This window comes from Pseudomonas savastanoi (assembly GCF_020917325.1).
Lineage (GTDB): Bacteria > Pseudomonadota > Gammaproteobacteria > Pseudomonadales > Pseudomonadaceae > Aquipseudomonas > Aquipseudomonas amygdali.
On record NZ_CP076652.1, the window covers coordinates 2545517 to 2572116 of the forward strand.

17 protein-coding genes and 4 pseudogenes are annotated in these 26600 nt (G+C 52.0%); 13 read left to right on the forward strand and 8 right to left on the reverse strand.

What is annotated here, in order from left to right; all coding sequences use genetic code 11:
- Nucleotides 1–18: 18 nt before the first annotated feature.
- Nucleotides 19–537, reverse strand: a complete 519-nt coding sequence (locus KP808_RS11065; protein WP_058401377.1) for an Hcp family type VI secretion system effector — start codon at nucleotides 535–537, stop codon at nucleotides 19–21.
- 599 nt (nucleotides 538–1136) lie between these two features.
- Here KP808_RS11065 and tssA point away from each other — a divergent pair.
- The 12 genes and pseudogenes from tssA (at nucleotide 1137) to tssM (ending at nucleotide 18075) form a co-directional block, all read left to right on the forward strand.
- Entirely contained in the window at nucleotides 1137–2687 is a 1551-nt protein-coding gene (gene tssA / locus KP808_RS11070) for a type VI secretion system protein TssA (RefSeq protein WP_058407539.1), read from the forward strand.
- Nucleotides 2688–2718: 31 nt separating this feature from the next.
- Nucleotides 2719–3219 (forward strand): type VI secretion system contractile sheath small subunit, encoded by a 501-nt coding sequence (gene tssB, locus KP808_RS11075; RefSeq protein WP_058401379.1) that lies wholly within the window; start codon nucleotides 2719–2721, stop codon nucleotides 3217–3219.
- 28 nt (nucleotides 3220–3247) lie between these two features.
- Nucleotides 3248–4723, forward strand: a complete 1476-nt coding sequence (gene tssC, locus KP808_RS11080) for a type VI secretion system contractile sheath large subunit (RefSeq protein WP_058401380.1) — start codon at nucleotides 3248–3250, stop codon at nucleotides 4721–4723.
- 8 nt (nucleotides 4724–4731) lie between these two features.
- Nucleotides 4732–5139: a type VI secretion system baseplate subunit TssE gene (gene tssE / locus KP808_RS11085; RefSeq protein WP_058401381.1), complete on the forward strand. Its 408-nt coding sequence runs from the start codon at nucleotides 4732–4734 to the stop codon at nucleotides 5137–5139.
- A 92-nt stretch (nucleotides 5140–5231) separates the two neighbouring features.
- Nucleotides 5232–7019: a type VI secretion system baseplate subunit TssF gene (gene tssF, locus KP808_RS11090; protein ID WP_219171451.1), complete on the forward strand. Its 1788-nt coding sequence runs from the start codon at nucleotides 5232–5234 to the stop codon at nucleotides 7017–7019.
- Complete coding sequence (gene tssG / locus KP808_RS11095) at nucleotides 6983–8002, forward strand: type VI secretion system baseplate subunit TssG (protein WP_058401383.1); 1020 nt, start codon at nucleotides 6983–6985, stop codon at nucleotides 8000–8002. Before tssF ends, tssG begins: the two co-directional genes overlap by 37 nt.
- The gene (gene tssH / locus KP808_RS11100) at nucleotides 7999–10593 is read left to right on the forward strand and encodes a type VI secretion system ATPase TssH (protein WP_219171453.1); all 2595 of its coding nucleotides are present in this window, start codon (nucleotides 7999–8001) and stop codon (nucleotides 10591–10593) included. Before tssG ends, tssH begins: the two co-directional genes overlap by 4 nt.
- A gap of 1 nt (nucleotide 10594) precedes the next feature.
- Nucleotides 10595–11536 (forward strand): annotated as a pseudogene (locus KP808_RS11105) (sigma-54 interaction domain-containing protein); the annotation flags it as partial.
- 321 nt (nucleotides 11537–11857) lie between these two features.
- Nucleotides 11858–12358, forward strand: coding sequence for a type VI secretion system lipoprotein TssJ (gene tssJ, locus KP808_RS11110; RefSeq protein ID WP_219171750.1), 501 nt, complete (start codon nucleotides 11858–11860; stop codon nucleotides 12356–12358).
- Complete coding sequence (tssK, locus tag KP808_RS11115) at nucleotides 12355–13686, forward strand: type VI secretion system baseplate subunit TssK (RefSeq protein ID WP_219171454.1); 1332 nt, start codon at nucleotides 12355–12357, stop codon at nucleotides 13684–13686. The genes tssJ and tssK overlap by 4 nt, the downstream gene beginning before the upstream one ends.
- Nucleotides 13687–13694: 8 nt before the next feature.
- The gene (icmH, locus tag KP808_RS11120; RefSeq protein ID WP_219171456.1) at nucleotides 13695–14558 is read left to right on the forward strand and encodes a type IVB secretion system protein IcmH/DotU; all 864 of its coding nucleotides are present in this window, start codon (nucleotides 13695–13697) and stop codon (nucleotides 14556–14558) included.
- Nucleotides 14559–14571: 13 nt separating this feature from the next.
- Entirely contained in the window at nucleotides 14572–18075 is a 3504-nt protein-coding gene (tssM, locus tag KP808_RS11125; RefSeq protein WP_122281398.1) for a type VI secretion system membrane subunit TssM, read from the forward strand.
- 43 nt (nucleotides 18076–18118) lie between these two features.
- Here tssM and KP808_RS11130 read toward each other — a convergent pair whose 3' ends face one another.
- The 6 genes and pseudogenes from KP808_RS11130 to KP808_RS11155 form a co-directional block, all read right to left on the reverse strand.
- The gene (locus KP808_RS11130; protein ID WP_230018434.1) at nucleotides 18119–18577 is read right to left on the reverse strand and encodes a metallophosphoesterase family protein; all 459 of its coding nucleotides are present in this window, start codon (nucleotides 18575–18577) and stop codon (nucleotides 18119–18121) included.
- Between the two features lie 123 nt (nucleotides 18578–18700).
- Nucleotides 18701–19084: pseudogene (locus tag KP808_RS11135) on the reverse strand (zinc-binding dehydrogenase); the annotation flags it as partial.
- Between the two features lie 480 nt (nucleotides 19085–19564).
- Nucleotides 19565–22087, reverse strand: coding sequence for a hypothetical protein (locus KP808_RS11140; protein ID WP_230018436.1), 2523 nt, complete (start codon nucleotides 22085–22087; stop codon nucleotides 19565–19567).
- 275 nt (nucleotides 22088–22362) lie between these two features.
- Nucleotides 22363–22657: pseudogene (locus KP808_RS11145) on the reverse strand (tyrosine-type recombinase/integrase); the annotation flags it as partial.
- Nucleotides 22658–22899: 242 nt separating this feature from the next.
- Nucleotides 22900–23892 carry a beta-propeller fold lactonase family protein gene (locus KP808_RS11150; RefSeq protein ID WP_230018438.1) on the reverse strand — a complete coding sequence of 331 codons (993 nt, stop codon included), beginning with the start codon at nucleotides 23890–23892 and terminating at the stop codon, nucleotides 22900–22902.
- Between the two features lie 158 nt (nucleotides 23893–24050).
- Nucleotides 24051–24947, reverse strand: coding sequence for a LysR family transcriptional regulator (locus KP808_RS11155; RefSeq protein WP_058402559.1), 897 nt, complete (start codon nucleotides 24945–24947; stop codon nucleotides 24051–24053).
- Between the two features lie 117 nt (nucleotides 24948–25064).
- On the opposite strand from KP808_RS11155, the gene KP808_RS11160 reads away from it, so the two are divergent.
- The gene (locus KP808_RS11160) at nucleotides 25065–26234 is read left to right on the forward strand and encodes a TDT family transporter (RefSeq protein WP_230018440.1); all 1170 of its coding nucleotides are present in this window, start codon (nucleotides 25065–25067) and stop codon (nucleotides 26232–26234) included.
- A 68-nt stretch (nucleotides 26235–26302) separates the two neighbouring features.
- Here KP808_RS11160 and KP808_RS26325 read toward each other — a convergent pair.
- Nucleotides 26303–26383: pseudogene (locus KP808_RS26325) on the reverse strand (ATP phosphoribosyltransferase regulatory subunit); the annotation flags it as partial.
- Nucleotides 26384–26600: the final 217 nt, after the last annotated feature.

The window sequence follows — 26600 nt, forward strand, 5'->3', positions numbered from 1 at the left end:
ACCGACGGGGCAGTGGAGTTAAGCCGACTTTGGACTTCTCCAGTCATCAGATCCGGTAGTAGTGGCCTTTACGTGATCCCAGGTTATTTTGCGATAGCTGAATTGAACGTCCTCGAGGTGTCCAAAGTGCGAGTTCTTTGGATCCTGGCAGTTGTGCATGTAAGACTTGATGTTGACGATGACCGCATCCTCAAGGGTGGTGGTGTAATAGTGTTCCTGCTTGCCATCGATAGACGTCCGGTACCACTTGATTTCGACTTTGCTCAGTGTTGAGCCCGAACAAAGGGCCTCCAGAAGCAATGGCGAGGTTTTGTCAAAAATTTTTGTGACACAAGCAGGCCCATGAATGCGTTGGCCAGCAGGCTGACCTGACTGCGTATCACAGGGTGTAATAATGTTATGGCTGAATGCCTGGATTATCGCTTCATCTTCATGGCCTTCCTGATAGACGTTGCCGACAGAGTCTGCTGTGAAAGCTCCAGCTGTCAGCGTTTTTTGATTGGCGTCTATGACAGTCATATAGGCGGGTGTAGGCATTAACGTCCTTCCTTGCAGTCGATGGCGCCTCACAAGCGAATCGGCTTGGAGATCGAAGCATTGCTATAACAAGTTACGTGCCAGGTATCTCTTAAGTCAGTAATGTCAGCTGGTTTGGCCATTTACAGGATATGCAGAAGACGCTTGTAGTGAGTTTTCTTCAAGTAAATTGTGCAAGCTTTTGCGCACCGTTATCATTTTTTTGCGCAGTTTTCCAAGCGGCCATCTAAAAATATTAATATTTTCATATCTGGTCTTTCTGTGTGGAGGGTCACATTTTTCGCACGTTCTCCTGACAAGGTTGTTGGCCGTTCAGTAGTCCCTTTCGGTGAATTTTAGATCGAATACATCTGTGAGTTCTGATAGGCATGTGGCAGCGTATCCGGTCAATGGATGATTAAAGCTATAAATATTTTGGTACATAAATTAATTGCTTCCTACATATTTGCTCTGCTCGGGTGTAAGAATTTTCCGAAAGTTTAATATCTTTCGGGTGTCTCCTTGCTTGCTGGTTTTTATGGCGATAAAGTCTGCCTGGTTTTATGAGTGGCTGGAAAAGTTTTTCACAATGAAGTGCACGCTATGTGGGGGTGTGAGCAGTGGCCAGTAAAGACAAGCTCTCCATTCTATATCTGGATCTGGCTCGGCACCCTGTCGCGACGGGCGATTACGCAGGCGAAGACATTCGTTTTTCTACGGCATTTGAAGTCCTGGAGCGTGAGTTGGGCGGTGCGCAGGCTATTTTCGGGGAGGTGAACGTAGACTGGCTGCGGATCAGAGAGGGCTGTGAACATATTCTTTCAAACCACTCCAAAGACTTACGCGTCGCCAGCTGGCTGGCTTGGGCTCTATATGAATGCGAGTCTGTTATTGGGTTATCTGCGGGCCTGGGATTGATTCATTATTTGTGCAAGGAGCATTGGCTGCTTTTTCATCCCAGAAAGTTACGAACACGTTCGGCGAGCATGCAATGGCTCTTGCTAAAACTTGAAAAGGCACTGGGAGAAGATATTTCCATTACTCACCAGCTTCCTGAATTCCAGCAACTGCTCAGACAGCTTGATGGATTGGATGAAATATTCAATCTGTATCTGGGAAGTGATGCCCCGTTGTTGCTGCCGTTGAGAAGACGGCTCGCCCGTATGATTCTGCGCGCTGAGCAGGTTGAGAAAGAGCCTGTCAAGGTGGTGGAGCGCGTCAAGCAGGCTGCGGTTCAGTTATTTTCAAGTGACTCCGACATTGACAACGAGAGAGATGCTCAGCGAACTTTAAGTCTGCAAGAGAGTACCGTACGCAGCCTTTGCAGATGGTGGCTCAAGCAAAAAACTACAGACCCACGGGCTTTTCGCCTTGGTCGCTCGCAGGTCTGGTACGCGGTGGACAGTCTTCCTGAGAGAAACAGTGAGAAAATAACGCAGTTAAGGAGATTGCCGGCTGACAAGCTGAGTAATTACCAAGAGCGATTCGAACAGGGTCTTTACGCAGACCTTATTGTAGATATTGAAGCAAGTCTTGCAGGCTCGCCTTTTTGGTTTGATGGTCAGCGAATGGTCTGGAGCTGTCTGAAAGCTTTAGGTGGCGAAGCGGCAATGCGCGAGGTGGAGGTTCAATTTGCTTTGCTTTTAAATCGCGTTCCAGACCTTGTTGAACTTCGCTTTCACGATGGTGTGCCGTTTGCAGACGTGGAGACGTTACAGTGGATCGCCGCTTATATTCTGCTTCCCGAGGTCCATGTCAGTAACGCACATAGCAGCGAACGTCAGAATGACGTGTCAGAACAAAGTTCGTTGTACCAAGACGTCCTGCCTGTTTTGCAGAAAAAAGGGCTTAAGGCCGCTGTGCGATTGGTGAATGATCATTTGAACGGCGTAGAGGGTGGGCGAGAGCGATTTTTCTGCAAACTATGCATCGCACGTCTCTGTATAGATGCAAAAAAATACGAGTTGGCGAAGGTTCAACTTGAGTACCTTGATCAAGAACTTAAAATAGCACGCTTGCCGGTATGGGAACCCACGGTCTTCCTGGATGTATCGCGCTTGTTATATAGCTGTTATGAGCGAATTGCTCTGAACGATAAGGCAGCAGCGCGCAAAGAAGTAATTTACCAGAGGCTGTGTCATTACGACCTTGAACGATTTATTGATAGCTAATGTACAGTTGAATGAATTGAGGGGAAATAAAATGGCCAGAGAAGGCTCTGTAGCGCCCAAAGAAAGGATTAACGTGACGTTCAAGCCTGCTGTTGGTGACGCGCAGGAAGAAATAGAGCTGCCGCTGAAGTTGCTGGTTCTTGGCGATTTCATACAACGCGCGGACGAGCGAAAGCTTGAAGAGCGTAAATCAATCAGTATCGACAAGAATAATTTCGATGATGTATTGGCGAAACAGGAGCTTGAACTGGTACTGAATGTGCCTGACCGCTTGCAGTGTGATAGCGGGGCTGACGAGCTGACTGTCAGCATCAAGGTCTCTTCGATGAAAGACTTCAACCCTGCCAGTCTCGTCGAACAGATTCCGGAGCTTAAAAAGCTGATGGAGCTCCGCAACGCCCTAATGGCGCTCAAGGGGCCGCTGGGGAACATGCCTTCTTTTCGCAAGGCCATCGAGCATGTCATTACGGATGAAACATCGCGTAAGAACGTGCTGGATGAGCTTGGCCTGGATGTCGCGTCGCAACGGTAATGTCGGATTTATTGTCAGGAATTAATATATGAACACAAAAGCCATACCGCAGCGCGACGCAAATGAGCTTCACCATGGAATTCTCGATCAGATTATTGCGCATACCCGATTAGAGCCTTGTGACGACGCCTATGGCATTGCCAAACGAGGGGTGGCAGCATTTATCGAAGAGTTGCTGAAGCCGCGTAATAACAACGAGCCTGTCAAAAAAGCGCTGGTTGATCGGATGATTACCGAGATTGACGTCAAGCTGAGTCGCCAGATGGACGAGATCATCCATCATGTAGAATTTCAGGCGTTGGAAGCTTCATGGCGTGGGTTGCAGTTACTGATTGATCGAACCGATTTTCGTGAAAATATAAAAATCGAGTTATTAAGCGTTTCCAAACAGGATCTTCTAGAGGATTTCGAAGATTCACCTGAAGTGGTTCAGTCAGGCCTCTATAAACACGTCTACACCGCTGAGTACGGCCAGTTTGGCGGTAATCCCGTTGGCGCAATCATCGCCAATTATTTCTTCTCGCCAAGCGCCCCTGATGTCAAAACCATGCAATACGTTTCAAGCGTTGCCTGTATGGCGCATGCACCTTTCATCGCTGCTGCGGGTGCCAATTTTTTCGGGCTTGAGCAGTTCACCGGTCTGCCTGACCTCAAGGATCTGAGCGATCATTTCGAAGGGCCGCAGTTCGCCAAATGGCAGAGCTTCCGGCAGCAAGAAGACGCTCGGTATCTTGCCTTGACCGTGCCGCGTTTCCTGCTGCGCAGTCCTTACGAGCCAGAGGAAAACCCGGTAAAAACGTTTGCCTACAAGGAAAACGTTGCGAATAGCCACGAGCACTATCTATGGGGAAATACGGCCTATGCATTTGCGACGAAGCTGACAGACAGTTTTGCCAAATTTCGTTGGTGTCCCAACATCATCGGGCCACTGAGTGGTGGTGCGGTGGAAGACCTTCCCTTGCACCGATTCCACAGCATGGGTGAAATCGAGACAAAGATTCCGACGGAGGTCCTGGTCTCTGATCGCCGAGAGTATGAACTCGCAGAAGAGGGGTTTATCGCGCTGACCATGCGCAAAGGAAGCGATAACGCCGCGTTCTTTTCCGCAAGTTCGGTGCAAAAGCCCAAGTTCTTTGGCAACCATTCGGAAGGCAAAATAGCCGAGCTTAATTACAGGCTGGGGACCCAGCTGCCCTATATGATGATTGTCAACCGCCTCGCGCACTACCTCAAGGTGTTGCAGCGAGAGCAGATCGGGTCCTGGAAAGAGCGAGCGGATCTGGAGAGTCAACTTAATAAATGGATTCGCCAGTACATTGCAGATCAGGAAAACCCGAGCGCGGAAGTGCGAGGAAGACGCCCGTTACGCTCAGCGCAAATTATTGTTAGCGACGTTGAAGGTGATCCTGGCTGGTACCGTGTCAGTTTGAATATCCGTCCTCATTTCAAATATATGGGTGCTGATTTTACTCTGTCGCTGGTCGGGAAAATGGAAAAGGAATAGGTAATGCCATGAGAGGCCTCGGTAGTCTTTTTGAACGCCTTGCCGAAGTGAGGTTACAGCCGCCAGGCTTTTCTGAGGAAGAACAGTTAACGGCATCGATAGCGACACATTTGTCGAACATGCTTGGCGCTCGTGCAGGAAGCGTGAAAATGCTACCTGATTATGGCTTGCCTGACTTGAATGACATGAGCATGAGCGCTCACGATATATTGAGGCAGTCCCGAGTGGCAATCGAGAAAGCTGTCAGGCTCTATGAGCCACGCTTGTCAGAGGTTTACGTTATGTCTGAAGGGCACTCGGAAAATAGGCTGACACTGCAATTTTTTATTGACGCAACTTTAAAAGCTGACGGCATTAAAAAGGCTGTTCGGTTTTCCGCAACTGTCAGCGAATTCGGGAAGGTGAGGGTGAGTTGAGTATGCCAAGTGATTCTCGCGAATCAGTTGCTTTCTGTTTCTTTACCTAAACTTCGTTATTCATTCATAAAACAAGATCCGGCGGGTGAGCATTGTCATTTAACCATTACTATCAAGAGGAACTGATGGCCCTGCGCCAGTCGGGCCGGCAGTTTTCTGATCGCAATCCGGCATTGGCTTCTTTTTTGGGTCAGGCAGGTCAGGATCCCGACGTTGAACGGTTGCTTGAAGGGTTTGCTTTCCTGACGGGTCGTTTGCGTCAAAAACTCGATGATGATCTGCCTGAGTTGACTCATTCGCTTATGCAATTGTTATGGCCCAATTATATGCGACCGATGCCGGCAGTGAGCATGTTGCAGTTCGATCCGTTGATGGCTGTAGGACCTGGTATAAGGGTCGAGCGCGATACCCCGGTAGAAAGTGAGCCCGTGAAGGGGCAGGTCTGTCAATTTCGTACCTGTTTTCCAACCGATATTCTTCCACTGAAGTTGGCAAATGTTTCCTACTCGGCCAGCGCGGAGGCGGCGACATTGACGTTGTCTCTGGAGATGACAGGTGACGGGCACCTGGGGGCGCTGGAGCTGAATAGGCTACGCCTGCACTTTGCAGGCGATCGCGCTATTAGCCAAGCGCTGTATCTTGGCCTCATGCGCAAACTGAAAAGCGTTAAGTTATTACTGTTGGATGAACAGGGCAAGCCGCTTCTGAATGGGGATGGCAAATCACATGAACTGAGCATTTCTGCAGATCAAGTACGGCCAGTGGGTTTTGCGGAAGATGAGTCATTGATCCCTTATCCGCTGAACACTTTTCGCGGTTATCGCTACCTGCAAGAGTACTTTTGCTTTCCGGAAAAATTCCTTTTTTCTGATATTGGCGGTCTTCAGATCATCACATCAGTGGGTGAAGATCTATTGAAAGTTGCTCGTGGCTTTCAGCTAATCTTTGAAATGCATGGCGAGGATATGCTGCACCTTCGGCCGAAGGTTGAACATATAAAATTATATTGCACACCCGTGGTCAACTTGTTCAAACAGGATGCACTCCCCATTTTGGCCGACGCACGACAGGATGAGTATCTGCTGATTCCTGCGCACTACGGTCATGGCAAGTGCGGGGTTTACTCGGTTGATAGCGTCACCGGATGTCAGCCAGGAGGCAGGGGATATCAGAACTATGTGCCCTTTGAGTCCTTCGAACATGATCCGGCCGTCGATGTGCAGAGCAACGCCCCTTATTACAGCGTGCGTCATCGTGACTCCGTAGCGCATGGAGGGCTGGATACTTACCTGAGTTTCGATACGCGTGGCGACCGAGACAACGAAACGATCTCGATTGGATTGACCTGCACCAACCATAATCTTCCACAGCAGATCAGGGCCGGCGGGATATGCAAGCCGTGCGAAGGCACTCCAGACTTCCTGCGGTTCAGAAATATTACACCAGCAACTAAAAGCTATGCGCCGCCGATTGGACGTGACTTTCTATGGCGCGTCATTAGTAACATGTCGCTGAATTATCTGTCTCTGGCAAGTATCGAAGCTTTAAAGGTCATTATCGAGACCTACGACTTGCCGCGTTATTACGACAAGCAAGCGGAGAAGGTCAGTCAGCATTTGTTAAGTGGGCTGAAATCGATACGTCACCAGCACGTTGATCGCTTGCATGATGGCCGGCCGGTGCGAGGCATTAAAACCGAGCTGCTCATTGCCCCTGGCGCGCTTGCAGACGAAGCCAGTCTGTTTCTGTTTGCGTCAGTCCTAAACGAATTCTTTGCGCTTTATGCCAGTTTGAATTCTTTCCATGAACTGCATGTAAAAACCGCTCAGGGAGGTGGTTACGAATGGACGCCACGCATGGGGCAGCAGCCGCTGCTCTGACTACGCTCAGCCAGCATATACGGGAATATTCCGTGTATCAGGCGATACCTTTGATCCTCGGGGTTTTACGTGAAGTTCACCCGGATGCCGATGATGAGCAACTGCATGCTTTTCTTGAATTAAGGGCAAATCCCAGTCTTGGATTTCCCTGTAGCGACATAGAACGTCTGGATTTTTTTCATGAGCACACTGACCTGTATGTCCGGTTGTACCTCAACGTGATGAGCCTGGTCGGGTCCGGTTCACCGCTGCCGGCTTTCTATGCCGAGCAGGCGTTGGGGGAACGGGACAAGCCTAATGCCACTCGGGATTTCCTGGATATTTTTAATCATCGCCTGCAAAAACTGATGTTGCCTGTCTGGCGCAAGTACCGCTATCACGCGGTGTTTGCCAGTGGCGCAACCGATCCTTTTTCCGAACATCTCTTTGCATTGATCGGTTTACATGGCGCGCGCATTCGAGAAACAACCGAGTTGAACTGGAAGCGGCTGTTGCCCTATCTGGGGCTCTTGAGTCTGCGTGCTCATTCTGCCGCGTTGATCGAGTCGGTGCTTCGTTACTACTTCAAGCATGCCCGGATGTTCATCGAACAATGTGTCGAGCGAACGGTTGAGATCAGTCGTGCTGAGCTCAATTGCCTTGGCAAAGCCAACAACGAGCCAGGGCGGAATATGGTGCTGGGTGTTCGTGTTCCAGATCGGAGTGGCAAGTTTCGCATTCATATAAAACAGCTTGATTGGGAGCGCTTCCACGAATTTCTACCCGCCGGCCGGAGCTACCAACCGTTGGGCGCACTTGTGCGGTTCACGTTGCGCGATCCACTGGATTACGACGTTTGTCTCGAGCTTCTTAATTCGGATATCAGGGATCTGCGCATTGGCCAATCGAACACCTGCCACCTGGGTTGGACCAGTTGGCTCGGGCGCGAGCATGCCCAAGGGCTTGTGACGTTCAACAGACCGACTAATAAGGACTATTCATGATCGATGTAGACCTGCAGCAGCTCGTCAGAGCCCTTGATGCCCCTACACGCAGCGAGCTTGAGGGGGCCGCCGAACGTTGTGTTTCCAGAGGCAGTAGTAAAATTTCGGTTGAGGATCTGCTGGTTGCCCTGCTGGAACGGCCTGATGGAATGCTTGCGCGTGCGCTGCTGGAGGCCGATGTTGCAGCTGACGAATTTGCAGGCTTCCTTCGCCAGCCGATCGAGCAAAGTGCAATCCGTAACCCGGTATTCTCTGCCGAGCTTGTTCAGTGGCTTCAAGACGCACTGTTGATTTCCAATCTGGATTTGGGCGAAAGCCTCATTGACCAGGCTGCGTTGATTCTTGCCTTGCTGCGCAATCCTTCGCGCTATGCGGACCGTCCATACCAGCCGTTATTGGGCAGGATCAACATTGAACGCTTTCGCGATTACGCCCTTGCCCAGCAATCACCGGACGTAGCAAAGCCAGCCCTGAATCAAAGTGAATCGCTACTTGCACGTTTCACTCATAACCTGACGCAGCAGGCCCGAGAGGGTTTGCTGGATCCCGTACTATGTCGTGATGACTGCTTGCGCCAGATGGTCGACATACTGGCTCGTCGACGCAAGAACAATCCGATTGTGGTGGGCGAGGCGGGTGTCGGCAAAACCGCAGTTGTCGAGGGACTGGCGCTGCGGATCGTTCATGGTGAAGTGCCTGATCTGTTGAAGAATGTCGAGCTACTGTCGCTGGATATGGGGTTGCTCCAGGCGGGCGCCAGTATCAAGGGTGAGTTCGAGCGTCGTTTGAAGGGGGTCATTGAGGAAGTCCAGTCTTCACTCAGGCCTGTCATTCTGTTCATTGACGAAGCCCACACGCTCATCGGGGCCGGTGTTCAGGCCGGAGGGTCGGATGCGGCCAACCTGTTGAAGCCTGCGCTGGCACGCGGGGAGCTGCGTACCATTGCAGCGACAACGTGGGCCGAATACAGACAATATTTCGAAAAGGATCCGGCGCTTGCACGTCGCTTTCAACCGGTCCGCGTAATGGAACCCACGGTGGAGCAGGCCATCACCATTCTGCGTGGGCTCGCGCCGTTATATGAACGCAGTCATGGCGTCTATCTGCGCGATGACGCTGTGGTTGCCGCTGCCCGGCTTTCGGCCCGCTACCTTTCCGGGCGTCAGTTGCCGGATAAGGCAGTTGACCTGCTCGATACAGCGTGTGCTCGTGTGCGAATCGGTCTGGTTGCCGTGCCTGAACGTCTTGAGCATCTGCGAGGTGAACTTGCTCGGCAACGAAGGCATTTCGAGGCAATACAGCGTGATGCCAATGCCGGGTTGTCGGTTGATGAAAGCTTGCTGAATACGCTGGTTTCTGACCTGTCACTAATGCAGAGCGACGCGGATGCGCTTGAGCGCAGGTGGGTTGATCAACTCGCAGCCGTCAAGCGGCTCATTGATCTGCGCAGTCAACTGGCCGACCGAAAAGTACAGCAGGCAGGCGAGGGTAGCGACTCTCAATACACGCAGGCGCTGGAGTCCGAGTTGACTGAGGTCCGACAGGCCCTGATCGATACGCAAGTGAATGAGCGTCTGGTGAGCTTTGAAGTGTGCCCCAGACTGATCGCAGAAGTGGTGAGTGCCTGGACTGGAATTCCGGTGTCGCGATTGGCTCAGGAACACAGTGAACGGATTGACCGTTTCTCTTCAGAACTACGTTTGCGCATCAGGGGCCAGGAGCAGGCGATGCAGACCATCGAGAAATCGGTGAGGGCATCGGCTGCCGGTTTGAATACACCCGGTGCCCCAACCGGAGTATTTCTTCTGGTAGGGCCCAGCGGCGTCGGCAAGACCGAAACAGCTATTGTTCTGGCTGACCTGCTGTATGGCGGCGAGCGTTTTCTCACGACGATCAACATGTCCGAGTTTCAGGAAAAACATACCGTTTCCCGTTTGATCGGCGCACCGCCGGGCTACGTCGGTTATGGCGAGGGAGGCATGTTGACTGACGCTGTTCGACAGAAGCCTTACTCGGTGATTCTGCTTGATGAGGTGGAGAAGGCGGACCCGGATGTACTGAATCTGTTCTATCAGATCTTCGATAAAGGCGTAGCCAACGACGGAGAGGGCCGGGAAATCAATTTTCGCAACACACTCATTCTGATGACCTCCAACCTCGGCGCCGAGGTGATCCATGCCAACTGCCACGAGAGCACACTCCCTGATGCCAAACAGCTGGCGATTCACCTAGAGCCATTACTCAGCGCACATTTCAAATCGGCATTGCTGGCCAGAATGCGCGTTGTGCCTTACTACCCCATCACGGGTGTAGCGCTTCGTGAACTGGTCGAACTAAAGCTGAGTCGCCTTGGAGAGAGACTTGAATCCCGTGGCCTCACCTTCAGCTACTCGCAGAGTCTGGTTTGTCATCTACTGGAGCATTGCACACAAAGCCACAGCGGCGCCCGACTGATCGATCAGTTACTCGAGTCCTCCCTGACCCCTTTGATAGCGGACCGTTTGCTCAGCGCCATGAGCAGCGGTAAAGCCTTGTGCAGGGTTCATGCGACGCTGGACAGCTCAGGCGGAGTTGTCTGTGAATTCGAATAACTATGGGCTTACAGGACGTAGCGCTGCCCTGGGCCGAACAACCCATCTTCTGGGCAAGATTCTCGACAGCACCTGCACTGTATTGCTTACTGGCGAGACCGGAACGGGCAAGGAGGTCGTGTCTCGTGCTATCCACGAGTACGGACCTCGCCGTTCCAACGCATTTGTTGTACAGAATTGCGCTGCGTTTCCCGAAGCTCTTCTGGAAAGCGAGCTGTTTGGCTATTGCAAAGGGGCGTTTACCGGCGCTGATCGTGATCGACCTGGCCTGTTCGATGTTGCTCATGGAGGCACGCTTCTACTCGACGAAATTGGCGATATGCCGATGCTGCTGCAAGCAAAGCTACTGCGAGTGTTACAGGAAGGAGAGATTCGGCCGCTGGGCGCCAACAAGGTTCGCAAGGTCGATGTGCGAATCATTGCCGCTACTCATCGCGATTTGCCAACGCTCATTGCAGAAGGGCGTTTTCGTGAAGACCTTTACTACCGTCTGGCACAGTTTCCCATTGAGCTTCCTCCGTTACGTCAACGCGTGGGTGATATAGAAATATTGGCCCGGCATTTTTCCGATAAGGCATGCCAGCACTCACAACGAGATCCGTTGCAATGGTCGCGGGCTGCCGTGACTGCTTTATCGGGATACGCCTTTCCGGGCAACGTTCGACAGTTGAAGGGGTTCGTCGAGCGGGCAGTGTTGTTATGCGAAGACGGTGAGTTGAAACCGGAACACTTTCCCATCCCCGCCAACCCGATAAGCAATCCGACTTGCCTTTCGCTACGTGAGCGCATCGAACAGTTCGAACGCGACGTACTGCTTGAGTGTTTGCGCGATTGTAACGGCAACCGGAGTCGTGCAGCACGCACTCTCGGGGTGTCACGACGCACGCTGCTTTATCGCCTGGCGCATTTGAAGATCGGTGCTGCTCACGGACGGCCTGATTAACTGCTGAATCACCACGATTGCCTAACTCATTATCTGGGACCTTTTTCCAATGAACGTTCATTGTCGGCGCTCTGCGCCTTTTATGCTCGCTGCGATGATTTGCCTTGGAGGGTGCACTGGCCATTTCAAGTTCAGCGATGATCAATACCGGGCTTTGGGCAGCCCAGAACCCACCAGCCGAAACGAAGTAGCAGCCGAATCGAGTGTGGGGCTCCTGGACATTGCCCACCCCCGTGTCAGCGCATTCTATGGGCGTGAGCTGTTATGAGCCGCCGTTCGGTTGTATCGCTGCCTCCATCAGGATTTACAGGGCTGAATTCAATGATTCTTCACGTTAGCCGAGTCAAACGGTCACTGTTGTTACTGCTGTTACTCATGCTCAACGGTTGTTCAGCTCTCTCACCGTACTCAACGCAAACCCGTATGGATATTCGACTGGATGCAGACAATCAGCTTAACCCTGATGTCAATGGCAGGCCCTCGCCGATTGTTCTCAAGGTCCTGGAACTCAGGCGTCCGGTGACCTTCGAGAATATGGATTTCTTTTCGCTTTACCAACGGACTGCTCAGGCACTCGGGCAAGACCTGATTGCAAGCGAAGAGTTTGAACTTCGTCCAGGCGAGAGTATTGAACTGAAGCTGAAACTGGATCAAGGCAGTCGTTACATCGGTGTACTGGCTGCCTATCGAAATTTGCCGGAAACCCAATGGCGTCACGTGATCAAGGTTCACCCCAAACAGCAGAATCGAGCCGTTTTCGTACTGGGTGAATCCGGCCTTCAACGGGCAGATAGCCAGACAGGCACAGGAAATCCGACATGAACGCGCACAAGGTTATCTGGCAGGAAGGCATGTTGCTGCGGCCGCAGCACTTTCAACATAACGATCGTTACTACGACCATCAATTGCGGGTTCGCACTCAGTTGGCGGGCGCCTACAACTGGGGGTTCACAGCCCTTGAAATTGATCCGCACTTTTTGGGCTCGGGACAGATCGTACTTGCTCAGGCCTCGGGCATCCTGCCGGACGGTAGCGTGTTCGACATACGCGACCGTAACAGTCCATTGGCGCTGGATATTCCTGCAAACACTTCAAACATGCCGGTGTACATAGCGCTGCCGACAATGGCGGGCAATTGCATTGAGGCACGCAGCCATGAACAGGCGGAAGTGATCGCACGCTTTACAGCCTACGCAACGGATGTCCTGGATTCGAACGCCGGAGCAGACTGTTCCACTTCGGTGTTTTGCGCGCGCCCGGAATTTCGTCTGTTAGTGGGAGAGCCTCGGGGAGAGCACGCCTACACCCTGCTCAAGTTGGGTCATATTCTTATCTGCAGCCCTGACAAGGCAATAACGCTGGACACCGGTTTTTCACCGGCTTTCATCAGCGCCAGTGGTTCACGCTACTTGATGTCGTGCCTCAAGGAGGTTGTAGGTCTGCTGCAGCATCGAGGCGACATCATCGCCGAGCGCATCGGTACATACGGCCAGGCGCGTGGTGCAGAGACGGGCGATTTCATGATGTTGCAACTGATCAACCGCAATGCGTTGGTACTTCAACACTATCTCGATACCCGGCAGGTGCACCCCGAAGAACTGTATCGGGCGCTGTTGTCTCTTTTTGGCGAGTTGTCGACGTTCGGCGATGAAAGCAGACGTCCTCGACTGGAGGGCAGCTATCAGCACAGTGATCAGGGCGCAACGTTCAAACGTTTAATGTTTGCCATTCGACAAATGCTGTCGATGGTTATCGAGCAGCACGCGCAGGAGCTTGAGTTGCAGCCCAGACAGTACGGCGTTCTGGTGTCGCCTCGGGTGGATCGTGAGTTGCTGGGGGATGCCTCATTTGTCATTGCCGCTCGTGCTGATTGCGATACCGAAGAGCTGCGTGGGCGACTGCCTTCGCACCTCAAAGTAGGCTCTGTGGAAAGTATTCGCGAACTGGTGAGTCTGCACTTGCCGGGTATGCGGCTCAGGCCGCTGCCTGTGGCTCCGCGGCAAATACCGTTTCACGCTGCAAAAGCCTATTTCATTCTCGATATCGATGACCGGGACCAAAGCGGAATTAATAAGTCAGGGGGATTTGCTTTCCATGTATCAGGTGAATTTCCGGGGCTTGAGTTGCAGTTCTGGGCGATCAGAAATTGAGCAGGGTGATGGATATGCAAAGCAGTCGCGAAGACCATGCCGTTACCTATGGCCGGGACAATGTCTGGCCGGGTGATGACATGTTCACGAGTCCCCACGATGCGAATCTTTTCGAAGGTCTGCAGGAACGGTTGATCAACAACCCCCGGCAGGTATCCGAAAAGCGGGTCAGTATCCATGTCAATCCACTGGTTGCTGCCGCGAGCGAACTGCTGGCTCAGGTGTCCAGGCTGTCTGCAGCCGAAGGCTTTGGCGATATTGCACTGCTGAACGTACAGCTGTCGGACCAGATCAAGCTGTTCGAGGCCGTGGGCCGGCGAAACGCTATAGAAAATGATCAGCTGTTGGCTGCGCGCTATGTGCTGTGTACGGTCGTGGATGAAGCTGTGTTGAACACGCCCTGGGGCAGCAAGAGTGACTGGTCGAAGATCAGTCTGCTGAGCCGTTTTCACAAGGAGACATTTGGCGGCGAAAAATTCTTTCAACTCCTCGAAAAGCTTTCTGCCAATCCGTTCAAGCATCTGCCCATGCTCGAGCTGATGTACCTGTGTCTGGCGCTCGGGTTCGAGGGGAAATACCGCTCGCACCGCCTTAATGGCCATGAACTGGAAGACATCCGCGACAGCCTTTATCGGCAGATAAGGCATGTGAGAGGCGACGTGTCCCGAACGCTTTCACCTCGCTGGCAGGGCGCACCATCCAGGGCTTCTGAACGGCTGCGTGTCGTACCGGTATGGCTGGTCGTGCTGTTCACCGTTATCAGCCTGGCTGTGCTGTATTGCGGATTTACCTGGGTACTCGGCGAGCAGCGTGAGGTCGTACTCAAATCCTATCAGTCAGCATATCTGGCAGCGCTTGAGCTCCGATCTTGAAATGAGAAATGCAATGAAAACCCTGCTCAAAAAATTCATCGCGCTGCTGTGCAGTACCTGGGCCTGGTCGCTGCTGTTGGTGCTTGTGCTGGCTGTCTGTATCTGGATATTCGGGCCACTGCTGGCGGTGGCGGATAACAGGTTTTGGGAGAGCCCCATTGCGCGTCTCGTATCGATCAGTGTGTTGTTTCTGGTTTGGGGGCTCGGGATTGTCTTCAACAACTGGCGCGTTGGTTTGCAGAAAAAACAAGCGCAAGGCAGTCATGCAGGTCAAGAACTTCTGCGTAAGTCTGTCGCCGTTGAAAAAGAGCACCTGGAGCTTGTCAGTCGTTTCAAGGATGCCCTGCGCGTGCTCAAGGATTCTGCGCTGTATGGCGAATTGGGTGCCCGGGGTCGAGTCGAGCTGCCCTGGTATGCACTGATCGGCCCGCAGGGCAGCGGCAAGACCAGCCTGCTGGATTTTTCCGGACTCGACTTTCCCCTCGACAGGGTCGGGCGAAAACTGACGCACGACACGAGCAGCACCAGCAGTTGTGGCTGGTATTTTACCGAGCAGGCTATTTTGCTGGATACATCGGGCCGCTATCTTGACCAGCCTGTACCCGAGGTCGACGGCAGCGCCTGGATGACCCTTCTGGGGTTGTTACGGGGCCGTCACCGCGTACAGCCGCTCAGCGGTGTGCTGGTGACATTGCCAGTGGACATTTTGGTTGACGAGCGTGACAAGCGTCTGGAGAAAATGGCTGAAGATGTGCGCGCGCGCCTGGACGAAGTTTTTCAGCAGCTGCATGTTGATGTACCGGTTTATCTGATACTGACCAAGGCCGATTCGATAGCAGGTTTCGATGATTTTTTTGATCAACTGTCCCGCGAGGAAAGTGAGCAGGTCCTTGGGGGCACATTTCAAAACGGTCAGAGTGGCACTGATAGCGGTGTTCTCATTCAGGAGTTTGAAACGTTGCTGCAACGGCTTGGCAGCCAGGTCATTACCCGCATTCATCAGGAACGAGACAGCCAGCGCCGCGGCAAAATGCTTGAATTCCCCAACTTGCTTGGAGGTATCGCACACAGACTGGGTGTTTTTGTCGAACTCGCGTTCTCCGGAAATCGCTATCAGCGCGCCAGTCACCTTCGTGGGTTCTATCTGACCCGTGCGCCGCAACTTGCTCAGAGCTCCCAAAGAGCTGATGGGGAGGGTGGTACCGGATTACAGGTTCCACAACCTGGAAAAGCACGGTTCATTCACGATCTGTTGCGACATGTGATTTTCCCTGAGTCCGATCTCGCTGTGCTCAACAAGGAAGCACGCGGAAAGATTCTTTGGCGTCAGAGGGCAGTGTATTGCGCTGCGCTATTGTTTTTGTCTGGGTTTGGTGTGCTATGGGCGACCGGTTTCAGTGCTAACCACGACCGGCTGGAACGGCTTCGTATTCTGGGTGAGCAGTGGGCGCAACAACGTTCATCGCTCACCGCCGAGGATGATCTACTGACAGTCCTTGATAGCCTGAACACCCTTTATCAGGCCGCTCAAGTCTTTCCGGACCGCAGTGATGTCACTCTGTATGAGCGCAACGGTCTTTATCAGGGCGAGCCTGCAAATGATGTGCTTTTACGCGCTTATCATGCCCAGTTGCAGGGTCAGTTGCTGCCTCGAGTGGCGCGGATGTTTGAAGCCCGCATAATGGCCAGCCTGCAGGATCGCGAGCAGTTACTGGACAACTTGCGCGCCTATCTGATGCTGGTTCAGCGTGAACACCGGATACCTTCTGCGCTGAAGGAGCGGGTGGCGACCGATTGGTCAATTCGTTATGTCGGGCATGCACAGGCTCAGCACGAGTTGAATCAGCATTTTGGGCGTTTGCTCGAACAGTCTTTTGCCTATCCGCTAAACGACGCATTAGTGGCGCAGGCTCGGCAGGTGCTGCGTAACGAATCCTTCGCCAACGTGGTTTATCGGGTATTGCGTGAAAAAGCGCGTGTACTTCCGGACTACAGCCTTGGCCACCACACCGGCCCTCAGGCAAAGCATTTGGCTGGTACTGACTATCGGATTCCCGGGCTCTATACACGCCAGGGCTACGAGCAGTATTTCGTTACCCGTGGTACAGCCGTGGTAACTGAAATCATGCGTGACAACTGGGTCCTGGGTGAAAGTGAACAGTACAACGCACATCAGTTGCGAGCATTGATGGTCGAACTGGAAAAATTGTACTTTCGTGATTATGCCGATCATTGGGCCGAAGCGATCGGTCGGGTTTCGCTGCAGCCCTTTGAAGGAGCCAGCCAGGCTGCCGTGCAACTGGCCGGGCTGACGGCAGCGCATTCGCCTTTGCTGCAGTTGCTTGTCGAGGTGCGTGACAACACACTTTTCCCGGTCCTTGCAGACAGTCTCGGTGCTATGAAAACCGAGGCTGAAAAGATTGCACCGGGGCCTGTGGCGCTCACCCAGGTTGCCGCGATTGGCGATACGTTGCAGCAGACGGTGACCGATAGCCTGCCCACAACGGCGAAGCAATCATTGCAGCGTCGCTTCGATCCTTTGCACCGCTTGCTGGATGCCGAAAATGGTCCTGCCGCCGATCTGATTACAGCATTGAACGCCATCAATGAATTGCAGATGCAAATGGCCGCATTGGGTCGCTCCGGTCAGCCTGAACTGGCGGCCTACGAGATGGCAAAGGGACGAATGTCCGGGCAGCGAGACGCCTTGAGCAATCTGCGCAATGCCGCGACTGTGTTACCCCAGCCTCTGGGCGGCTGGTTGAACGCGTTGGCTGAGGATACCTGGAGCTTTGTGCTGTATCAGTCTCACCATTACCTCAACCAACGCTACAAGGCAGAGCTTTACAGTTTCTATGAGCAGTCTCTCGCCAAACGCTATCCGTTCCATGCGCACAGCAGCAGTGATGTGGCGCTTAATGATTTTCGCGAGTTCTTCGGCGCGCAGGGCATAGCCGAGCGCTTCTTCGATAGCTACCTGAAGCCCTTCGTCAGTGGCGATCCTGGCCGTTATCGACTGCGCACGATTGACGGCCACAGTCTGCCGATGAGTCGTGCCTATCTGGATCAGATGGCGGGTGTTTATAAAATCCGCAGTAGCTTCTTTGCTCACCGAACGCAGGAACCGCAGGTGCAATTCACTCTTGAACCTCACACCCTCGACCCTGCTGTACGCCGCGCCGAGTTCCGCCTGGGTGATCAGTCACTTGAGTATCGTCACGGCCCCATCGTACCGATGCTATTCAGGTGGCCCGCTGATACTGAGGATGGACGTACAAGTCTGGTGATGGAAGGCATGGTCGGCCGGCCGCTGGGCATCGAAAAGAATAGCGGCCCATGGTCATTGTTCCGCCTCTTTGACCTGATGCAGACCGAGCCCCTGAAGGGCCGTGATGTTCTTGTGCTCAAGGCCGATGTCGGTGGCATGCGTGCGAACTATCTGTTGTCGAGCCAGCGTGCGCCCAATCCGTTCGATATGAGTGTATTACGTGATTTTCGTATGCCTGCTCAGCTTTGATGACATCCGAAAGCGAACTCGCACTCGACGCCGATCTGACCTGTCAGTCAACCAATTGCACCAGCTCAGGCTCCATCGAATTCGCGCCCATATCAAGCAGCGCCAGCGTCACCGGCAACTTGAAACGCCGCCGCCCGGCGCTGCCCGGATTCAGGTACAACGTGTCGCCGCGCCAATCGATAAGGGGTTTATGTGAATGGCCGGTAACGACCAGTTTCACGCTGTCATCCAGTAGCGCCGGAACATCGGCGATGTCGTGGACCAGCAGTGTTTGCCAGCCTTCGATGTCGAAGCGCAGGTGATCGGCTATGTTTTTTGCCCACTCGGCGTCCACATCGTTGTTGCCGCGCACGATGTGCAGCGGGGCGATGGCGCTGAGTTGGTCGACGATGTCCTGGCTGCCGATGTCACCGGCATGGATGATGGCTTCGCAGCCCTCAAGTACCGCAACGGCTTCAGGACGAAGCAGTCCGTGGGTGTCGGAAATCACGCCAACTTTCATCAGGGGCCTCGGGTCAGGAGCGGGGTAGGGAGGCAGTGTAACCCTTTGAGTTCGAATGGTTGATGGGGGACTGTAGCGTGCGACGCTCAGGAAGTACCCGCGCGTCGCAACCTCAAGACCGTGTCAGGCCTGACCAACCTTGATCACCACCTTGCCAAACGCGCCTCTGGCCAAGTGCTCATATGCCTCGCGAGCTTGTTCGAATGAATAGACATGATCGATTACCGGACGAATCTTGTGCTCGTTGAGAAAGGCGTTCATCCGATCAAACGACGAGCGAGGTGCTACGGCGATACCGCGAAAGGTGGTCTGGCGGAAGATCATTGGCATCAGGTTCAGCGCCGAAGTCTGGCCGGTCAGAAAACCGATCTGCGCGATGCTCCCGCCCGCTTTGGTGGCCGCAATCGAATGATTGATGCCGTCGCCACCGGCTACGTCCAGTAATAGGTCCACACCCTTGCCGTCGGTGAGTTTCACTACTTCGTCTGCCCACTCGGGATGGGTTCGATCAGCAGGAATGTCGTACGGTTAATTGATTTTGGTTGCCAGTATATGCCCGTAAGGTCGTTGCCATTGCGGTCTACAGTTTCCCCAAGCAGGGACTCTGCGAAGCTAGCTAAAACCTGCGGTCTAGAACTTTGTTCGCGGAAGTCAACCTGGTTTGCTTTTAGGTAGTCGACGAATAGGCCAACTGCCCTACAGGCATCTCGTTGCCAAGCAGCAGAACGGGTACGCCCCAGGTCAAGAAAATATTCGAGCAATGGCCACATGGCAGTTGGTTGGCCCTGATAGTCATCAAAGAGATAGAGTACATAGTGGCTCTGCCCCTCGACTCCATGCCCTAGTATGAGGGTATGCACGACAGTGTGGTAGCTGGATATATTCGACATAATGCTAGGCGTCTATCTTAGGGATGGTTTAACACTTGATATCACAATATAACCCCCAAAGTATTTTTTGAGACAATATGAGGCAGAGTGTTACGTATCATTGCCGCGCACCAACATAATATTCAATTTTAAAGCTGACGTGTTCACCGTTATCGGTAAAGCTGATATTCATCGGAAGTTCGTTTTTTCGATGAGCGTAGCTAACTGTAATCAGACTTTCGCCAGATAAGACCAAGTAATATCCATAGCCATCACAATTTATTTCAAAGAAATTCATACTGCCTTTCCCGTCAGGCCATGTAATATTTCGACCCGAAGTTGTAAACCCAGCTGCTCGAAATTTCTTCAGCGCGTGAGAGGAGCAAATCATCCATTCAGCTTTGCGGGTGGGAAGTGTGATTTCTGAGTTTTCAGTTCGGTGATTGTGGAGTAGTATTTGAGCGCTCAGCCAGCTGTGAACTTCTTGAGCCAGATTTGGGCCGTATGTGTCGAATACGTAATAAGTATCGGTTCCCGAAAGAAAAGCTTCTCGTGGGAGGCTAATATTTGAAACTATTGGCGATACTTGACCTATTATGAGCCTTTTAAACAAATCAAATCTCTTTACTGACGAGCTAAACTTTTCAGTAACTTCGCACTTAAATCTTTCTAGAGATGCAGTATCCAGCTTTTGATTTGCAATCTGAGATATCGTCTTTTCTTTGAGTGCAACACTCAGCAAGTCGCAAAACTCACAAGCATACTCCCGCAAAGTTAATGCTTGCTCTGGTAGAATTCCAAGTCGATCTATAAATCTAGCATTGATCAGTGTTTTTAGAAGTGATGTTTTAAGCAGGGGGACCCTTTGTGCTGCAGCTTTTAGTTCGCCCAGCTGGCAACCTGGTATCACTGGTGTAGACATCTCAGGCTTGATAGTTGCGCCAGTTGCACGCAATATGAAAATGTTCCAAAGCTCATATACTACAAGTGCCCCTATGGCATCTACTATTTTATATTCTTGGAGGTCATTGCGAACCGTATAAAAATCAGAAAAATTCTTCGCGGATAAAAATGCTTCGATGCACTCGCCCAACGAAGTTGGGACTGGTGAATGACCCACGTTGAATGAACGCGATCCTGCTGGATTGCGTAATTCCCTACACTCTACGAATATCTCCGGATGTGTGGATAGCAAAGTGGCTAGAGCTCTAAGGGTTTCTGTTTCTATTTCGCTAGAAAATCTATTTAGTGCTATACCTTGCCAACACTCCTCTAAGGCCGTATCTATAGCATCAAACTTTTCTTTGACTATTATCTTGTCTAATATTTTTTCTTCGATATATGCTCGCATCTCGGGCTTGTATTTTGTCTCTATTTTTTCATCAAGCTCGTTTGTTGTTATTCTTCCAGCATAAGTATTGCCAACGTCTTGATCAAGCTCTGGCATGGATGAGTACCCCCACAACTCTGTAACCTTTTCAGGAAGATCCCAGGCGCCTTTGTTGTAGTTGCTCTTGAATTGTATTACTTGACGGATATTTCTCAATAGTTCCGGAATGTTTTCTGGCTGGTCGCGAGCGGAAGTCTCGATCAGTAAGTTAAAGTGTGCTTGGAGATATGTATATGCTTCATTGCCAGATTTAGCTTTGTTAGCGAAGCTAAGGAATAAACGGCCATTTCGGCAAAAACGACCGTATGAAGGAAGTTTGTCCTCTCTGAATCTCGCTATTCTTTCAATCACCCCAATCTGTGATCTGTATTCTTCTTTGGCGAGAATTGCCATCATGGCAAGACTCAAATAAAAGCCCGCGATGGATTGATAAACGTCTACCTCTCTAGAAACCTCAACTGTCGCTAAGACAGAAGGAAGGGAGGCTAGCAAATGACGTGCGAACTCATTTGCATCATGGTTTTCTAGATTGTTGAACGCTTTATACGAAATAGTTCTGATTCTGCTATCCAAGTCGGTTTTGGTCGGGTCTACGCAGAGCAGATATGACTCCAATTCAATCAAGGCAGTGATATTATCCCGTATGTTTACCCGACTAGAGAATAGGCCGTTTATTTTTAGCAGCTTCCTAGCAAACAGGCCATGTTTACCATCGCTCAGTAAAAAACTAGACTTCGCGTAATTATTTATATCCCGATAAATACGTTCGTGAATCACTTCTATATTGGACATGAAAGTGTAAGTGAACCTGAGGTGGCAGTATATTTGGCGCACCACAAAGCCGAACACAACCGTTAGCCCACATAAATATGGGACTAAGGAAATCAAATCGAATGCTCGAATTGAAATAAGAAGCTTCGCTACGAGGGAAATAGCTAAAACCATAAATAGATGTCGATTTAGCCTTTTGGCATCTATTCCTGAAAGCGAGGAGGTTATTTTTAATAGTGAGGGGCTTCTGTAACGCGTTCTAGTTGTCTCGATGACATTTAAAGATATTGGAAGTGCAAGCGCACCGAGGGCTGCGGCAATGGTAATTATATCGGTTACTAATGTTGCCCAGATCGCGCTCTTTTCGTCTAGGATTGCTGCTTGCGCGGCAGTCATTATCGAGTCTATGAAGTTTTCGAGAGCTTGATTAGCCCTGATGCTGAACTGAAATATAAAACTTGTAAATCCTGAGAAGTCCATTTCGCATGCCTCATTTGGCAGTTAAAGTTACTGGTTTTTGTTGGCTAAGAGTCTTGCCGTTGAGATACCTTACCCTGCTGCATAACCTTTGATTTTGATGCAGCACTGATCAAATAAAGATCAGTCATAGCGCAAAGTGCCTCATGGCTAAAAAGCGCTCTGAAATATTATATTATGCACTATTGTAAAATTGGTCAATTCACATGAGTTTTTCTACCGTAGCGCTGATCACATGCGTTCGGCTAGGTACTTATGACATCGCTTGCAATACCATAAAGCTTCGTATGACCGAGCAGCAATTGAACCGCCCGCAGGCTCTTCGTCCTACGATAAATCAGTGATGCCTTCGTACGTCTCATTGTGTGTGACATACATGGCCGGATCAAGACCCACGGCTTTCACCCAGCCTTTGACGATACGAGCGTATTGACGAGTAGATAGATAGTCTGAAGTATGCAACCGGTTAGGAAAAAGGTAGTCCTAGCTGCGTAGCTGGGCGCGATGTATCCAGGCCCCGAGAGCAGATCGTGTTTACTCAGTGATCTCAAACTGCACAGGCCGCTGCGTTTTCCACAAACAGTTTTATTCGACTCCGTAGAAAAAACGTCCCGATATCATTTTTTGCTGGAATCCTGAGCTCCCCCGACCCTGTGCTTTACTCAATTTAGCAAAGCGACGCTCACGGTCAAGCATCACTAGCTCATCTCAATGAGCGACGGCGATTCATCATCCAGAACTCATCACGTTCACTCATTATTATTCACTTGGTCGTGGAGTATCAGCAGGCCTCCATGAAGGCCTGCGCTGTTCAATCAGTCGGGCTTCAGCGTCGACACCACCTTGTTGCTGGCGAGATCGACTGTGGAGATACTCAAGTCCTCATTGAGGACATACGCTTTCGACTTGTCTTTGGTGAAGACAATGGCCTGGCGGGGTGCCTTCAAACCGGTCACAGTGGTGGTCACTTTCAGTGTTTTGGTGTCGATCACTGAAAGGCTGTTGTCACCGAGGTTACCCGAGTAGACGTGCAGCCCATCTGGAGTCAGGGCTGCGCCGTAGGGGTCTTTGCCAACCATGACGGTGGTTGTGATGGCGCGTTTTTGAGTGTCGACAACTGCGATGCTGTTACTGCCGCTGTTAGCCGCGTACAGCGTATTGCCGTCCGCCGATATGGAGATGGCGCGCAACTTGTTGAAGCCAGTGATCTCACCTTCGATCGTATTGGTCTTGCTGTCGACCAGGGTAATTTTGTCGCCAAGAAAGTTGGTGACATAGACGGTTTTGCCGTCAGGGCTTACTCGGATGCCTTGGCGCGGTTGGGAGAAGCCAGGTACCACAGCTACTGGTCGCTGGTGATCAAGGTCAATGACCGACAGCGTGCTGGCCGCCTCATTGTTGACGTACAGCAGGCTTCCGTCCTTGCTGAGTGTAGTACCAAAAGCACCTGCGCCCAACGGAATATCTGCGATCACTTTCAAAGTCTTGGTGTCAATCTTGCGCACGACCCCCAAACTGCTGTCGGAGAGGTAGAACACATCGCCAGTTGGCGAAAACACAATATTTCGCGGCGTGACGTAGCCGGTGAGAACCTGGCGAGCCTTACCGGTTTTCAAATCATAAACCACTACATCTGGACGCTGACTGTAAGAGACTACCGCCGTCGTTTCATCAGGGCTGACAGCCAGCGAGTTGTTGTGAATATCGCCGTCGAACGTCCAGCGATCTTCCGCGGCCAACGCGCTCATCGTTGTGGCCAACGCAACACCCAACGTCAGGGCTGTGACGGTTTTCTTTATCATATTCATCAGGGTTTCCTCATAAGGGTAAGCCAGGCGTCCACTCGCGCCTTGGCAGATACAACTCGTTCATCGCTGCAGGACGATGAGTTGACCTTATGCGTATTTGATAAATGCCGGAAACAACTTGTTTTGGTAGCTCTTACCTGTTTTATAAATAGGTCTGGCTATTTCTGGCTCACGAATTGACTGCAGTTTTCCCAGAATCGCTCAAGCCCAGGCGAGATGTATTTGTCCCGGTGGCGGATCAGAAAAAAACGTCGGGTCAGTGCAGGCAAGGCGTGCGGCAGCTCAACCAGGACTTCAGAGGCCAGTAGATCCCGGACGACCCAGCGGGACAGGCAACTGATGCCGATGCCTTGTGCGAGGGTATGCTTGATAGACTCTGAACTGCCGATCTGGCGCGTTTCGGAGAGATCGTGCAGATGACGCAGCAGCAATTGCTCGACTTCTTCGCGGGTACCAGAACCTGGCTCGCGCAGTAGCCATTCAGCAGTACGAAGGTCATCAAGTGTGACCTGCTGCTTTAGTGCCAATGGGTGCCGTTGGCCTGCGACAATAAGCAGCTCATCAACAAGCCAAGGCTCGGCACTGAGTTCGGGGAGGTGGCAAGGCCCCTCGATCAGGCCCATATCAATCTCGAAATCAGCGACTCTTCTTGCGATAGCCATGCTGTTGGCCATGTCGACATCGACCCTCAAATGTGATGCTGATCGACGCAGTTCACCGAGAATCAATGGCAGAACATAATTGCCTATCGTGGTACTGCATCCTACCCGCAAGCGTGTTTTCAGCCCGGCATGGCCTGGTAAGAAACTGGCCTCTATCTGTTGTGCATTCTCAAGCATCCTTCTGGCTTGAGGCAGTAAGGCATGGCCGTTATCGTTCAGCACTAAACGCTTGCCCACACGGTCGAACAGCCTGGTATCCAAGGCGTTTTCCAACTCGTTGAGTGCGGCGCTGGTTGCAGATTGGGACAGTGACACCGAAATGGCTGCGCTGGTGGTGCTACCGTGCTGCGCGACGGCGCAGAAAATTTGTAGCTGACGTAGGCTAAGCTTCAAGGGATCTACCTTCTTAATAGGTAATATAAACCTATACTATCCGTTTTTAGCGCTATGCCCATCAAGCTACACTCCAACCATGTCATATTGAACGCACACTGACGCGGGAGCGCGAAAATGAGTGATACACGACTCGCATCTATAATGGGCGGCAGCCATCCACTGGCCGCTTTGTCCAATCCACGAGAAGCGATCCGGCAGTTCACACCCAACTGGTTCGCCGCCACGATGGGCACCGGGATTCTTGCTCTGGCTCTGGGCCAACTGCCCTTCATTGCGCAGTGGCCCAAAGCGTTAGGGGAAGCCTTGTGGTTTTTTAATATCGTGCTGTTTTGCCTGTTTACGCTGATGTACGCGAGCCGTTGGGTGTTGTTCTTCGATGAGGCCAAGCAGATCTTCGGCCACTCCACTGTATCGATGTTTTTTGGAACCATCCCCATGGGATTGGCGACCATCATCAACGGTTTTCTCCTTTATGGTTTGCCACGTTGGGGGGATGGGTTAGTCGCTTTAGCCGAAGTGTTGTGGTGGATCGATGTCGCCATGGCATTGGCCTGCGGGGTGCTGATCCCGTACATGATGTTTACTCGCCAGCAGCACAGCATCGATCAGATGACAGCGGTATGGTTGCTACCAGTAGTTGCGGCTGAGGTGGCTGCCGCCAGTGGCGGTCTATTGGCTCCGCACCTCGCTGACGCGAGCGCACAATTCACCATGCTCATCACCAGCTACGTGCTGTGGGCCTACTCGGTCCCTGTAGCCTTGAGTATCCTGGTGATCCTGTTACTGCGCATGGCGCTGCACAAACTACCTCATGAAAGCATGGCAGCATCGAGCTGGCTGTCTTTAGGGCCGATCGGTACCGGGGCTTTGGGGATGTTGGTGCTGGGCAACGATGCTCCAGCGATCTTTGCTGCTCATGGAATGGCAAGCATCGGCGGTGTAGCCGAGGGCATTGGCTTGATCGGTGGTGTGCTGTTCTGGGGGCTGGGATTGTGGTGGATGGTATTGGCGCTGCTAATTACCGGGCGCTACTTCAGGGAGGGTATCCCCTTCAACCTCGGCTGGTGGGGCTTCACCTTTCCGCTGGGGGTGTACGCCGTAACAACCCTCAAATTGGGCTCTATGCTGCACCTCACGTTCTTTAGCTTCTTTGGCGTGGTGCTGGTGTTGATGCTGACAGTCATGTGGATGATCGTCGCGGCCAAAACGCTGGCGGGTGCCTATCGCGGCAACTTGTTCGTCTCGCCGTGTATCGCCTCGCTGAACAAGGCGAGCAAGACCTGAGCAAATACACCTACGCACCCTGTCCACGGTTTACGTAAGCATCATGTGCACTGGTCAAGTCCATGCAATTGACCCCATAACGCGGGCACTATCGCTTCCTCAGCGCCCGCTTCGATGAAGATAGCTCCGGAAGCGGCTTTCTGTTTCACGCAGGGTTGCGGCTTCTGTTCCGGTCCCGATGCGGGTTCCGCGTAGCATGGTCATGGTGGTGATCTCCGTTGTTTTCCAGGTATTTGGGTTGTGGGCAGGTAATAGACAGGCAACAAAAAAGGCGCCGTGGGCGCCTTGGTCTGTTTCACTGATGGGTCAGAACGTGGGTCTATGTCTGGCCAATCGATGAGCACAAGCAACCGCGGCACCTGAGGT

What these genes read in the sequence shown, in the direction of transcription:
- tssH (WP_219171453.1), top strand. Translation starts at nt 7,999, where the DNA reads ATGATCGATGTAGACCTGCAGCAGCTCGTCAGAGCCCTTGATGCCCCT.
- tssE (WP_058401381.1), top strand. Translation starts at nt 4,732, where the DNA reads ATGAGAGGCCTCGGTAGTCTTTTTGAACGCCTTGCCGAAGTGAGGTTA.
- tssJ (WP_219171750.1), top strand. Translation starts at nt 11,858, where the DNA reads ATGATTCTTCACGTTAGCCGAGTCAAACGGTCACTGTTGTTACTGCTG.
- tssM (WP_122281398.1), top strand. Translation starts at nt 14,572, where the DNA reads ATGAAAACCCTGCTCAAAAAATTCATCGCGCTGCTGTGCAGTACCTGG.
- tssK (WP_219171454.1), top strand. Translation starts at nt 12,355, where the DNA reads ATGAACGCGCACAAGGTTATCTGGCAGGAAGGCATGTTGCTGCGGCCG.
- tssB (WP_058401379.1), top strand. Translation starts at nt 2,719, where the DNA reads ATGGCCAGAGAAGGCTCTGTAGCGCCCAAAGAAAGGATTAACGTGACG.
- KP808_RS11065 (WP_058401377.1), bottom strand. Translation starts at nt 537, where the DNA reads ATGCCTACACCCGCCTATATGACTGTCATAGACGCCAATCAAAAAACG.
- KP808_RS11150 (WP_230018438.1), bottom strand. Translation starts at nt 23,892, where the DNA reads ATGAATATGATAAAGAAAACCGTCACAGCCCTGACGTTGGGTGTTGCG.
- KP808_RS11130 (WP_230018434.1), bottom strand. Translation starts at nt 18,577, where the DNA reads ATGAAAGTTGGCGTGATTTCCGACACCCACGGACTGCTTCGTCCTGAA.
- tssC (WP_058401380.1), top strand. Translation starts at nt 3,248, where the DNA reads ATGAACACAAAAGCCATACCGCAGCGCGACGCAAATGAGCTTCACCAT.
- KP808_RS11140 (WP_230018436.1), bottom strand. Translation starts at nt 22,087, where the DNA reads ATGGACTTCTCAGGATTTACAAGTTTTATATTTCAGTTCAGCATCAGG.
- tssG (WP_058401383.1), top strand. Translation starts at nt 6,983, where the DNA reads ATGGACGCCACGCATGGGGCAGCAGCCGCTGCTCTGACTACGCTCAGC.
- KP808_RS11160 (WP_230018440.1), top strand. Translation starts at nt 25,065, where the DNA reads ATGAGTGATACACGACTCGCATCTATAATGGGCGGCAGCCATCCACTG.
- icmH (WP_219171456.1), top strand. Translation starts at nt 13,695, where the DNA reads ATGGATATGCAAAGCAGTCGCGAAGACCATGCCGTTACCTATGGCCGG.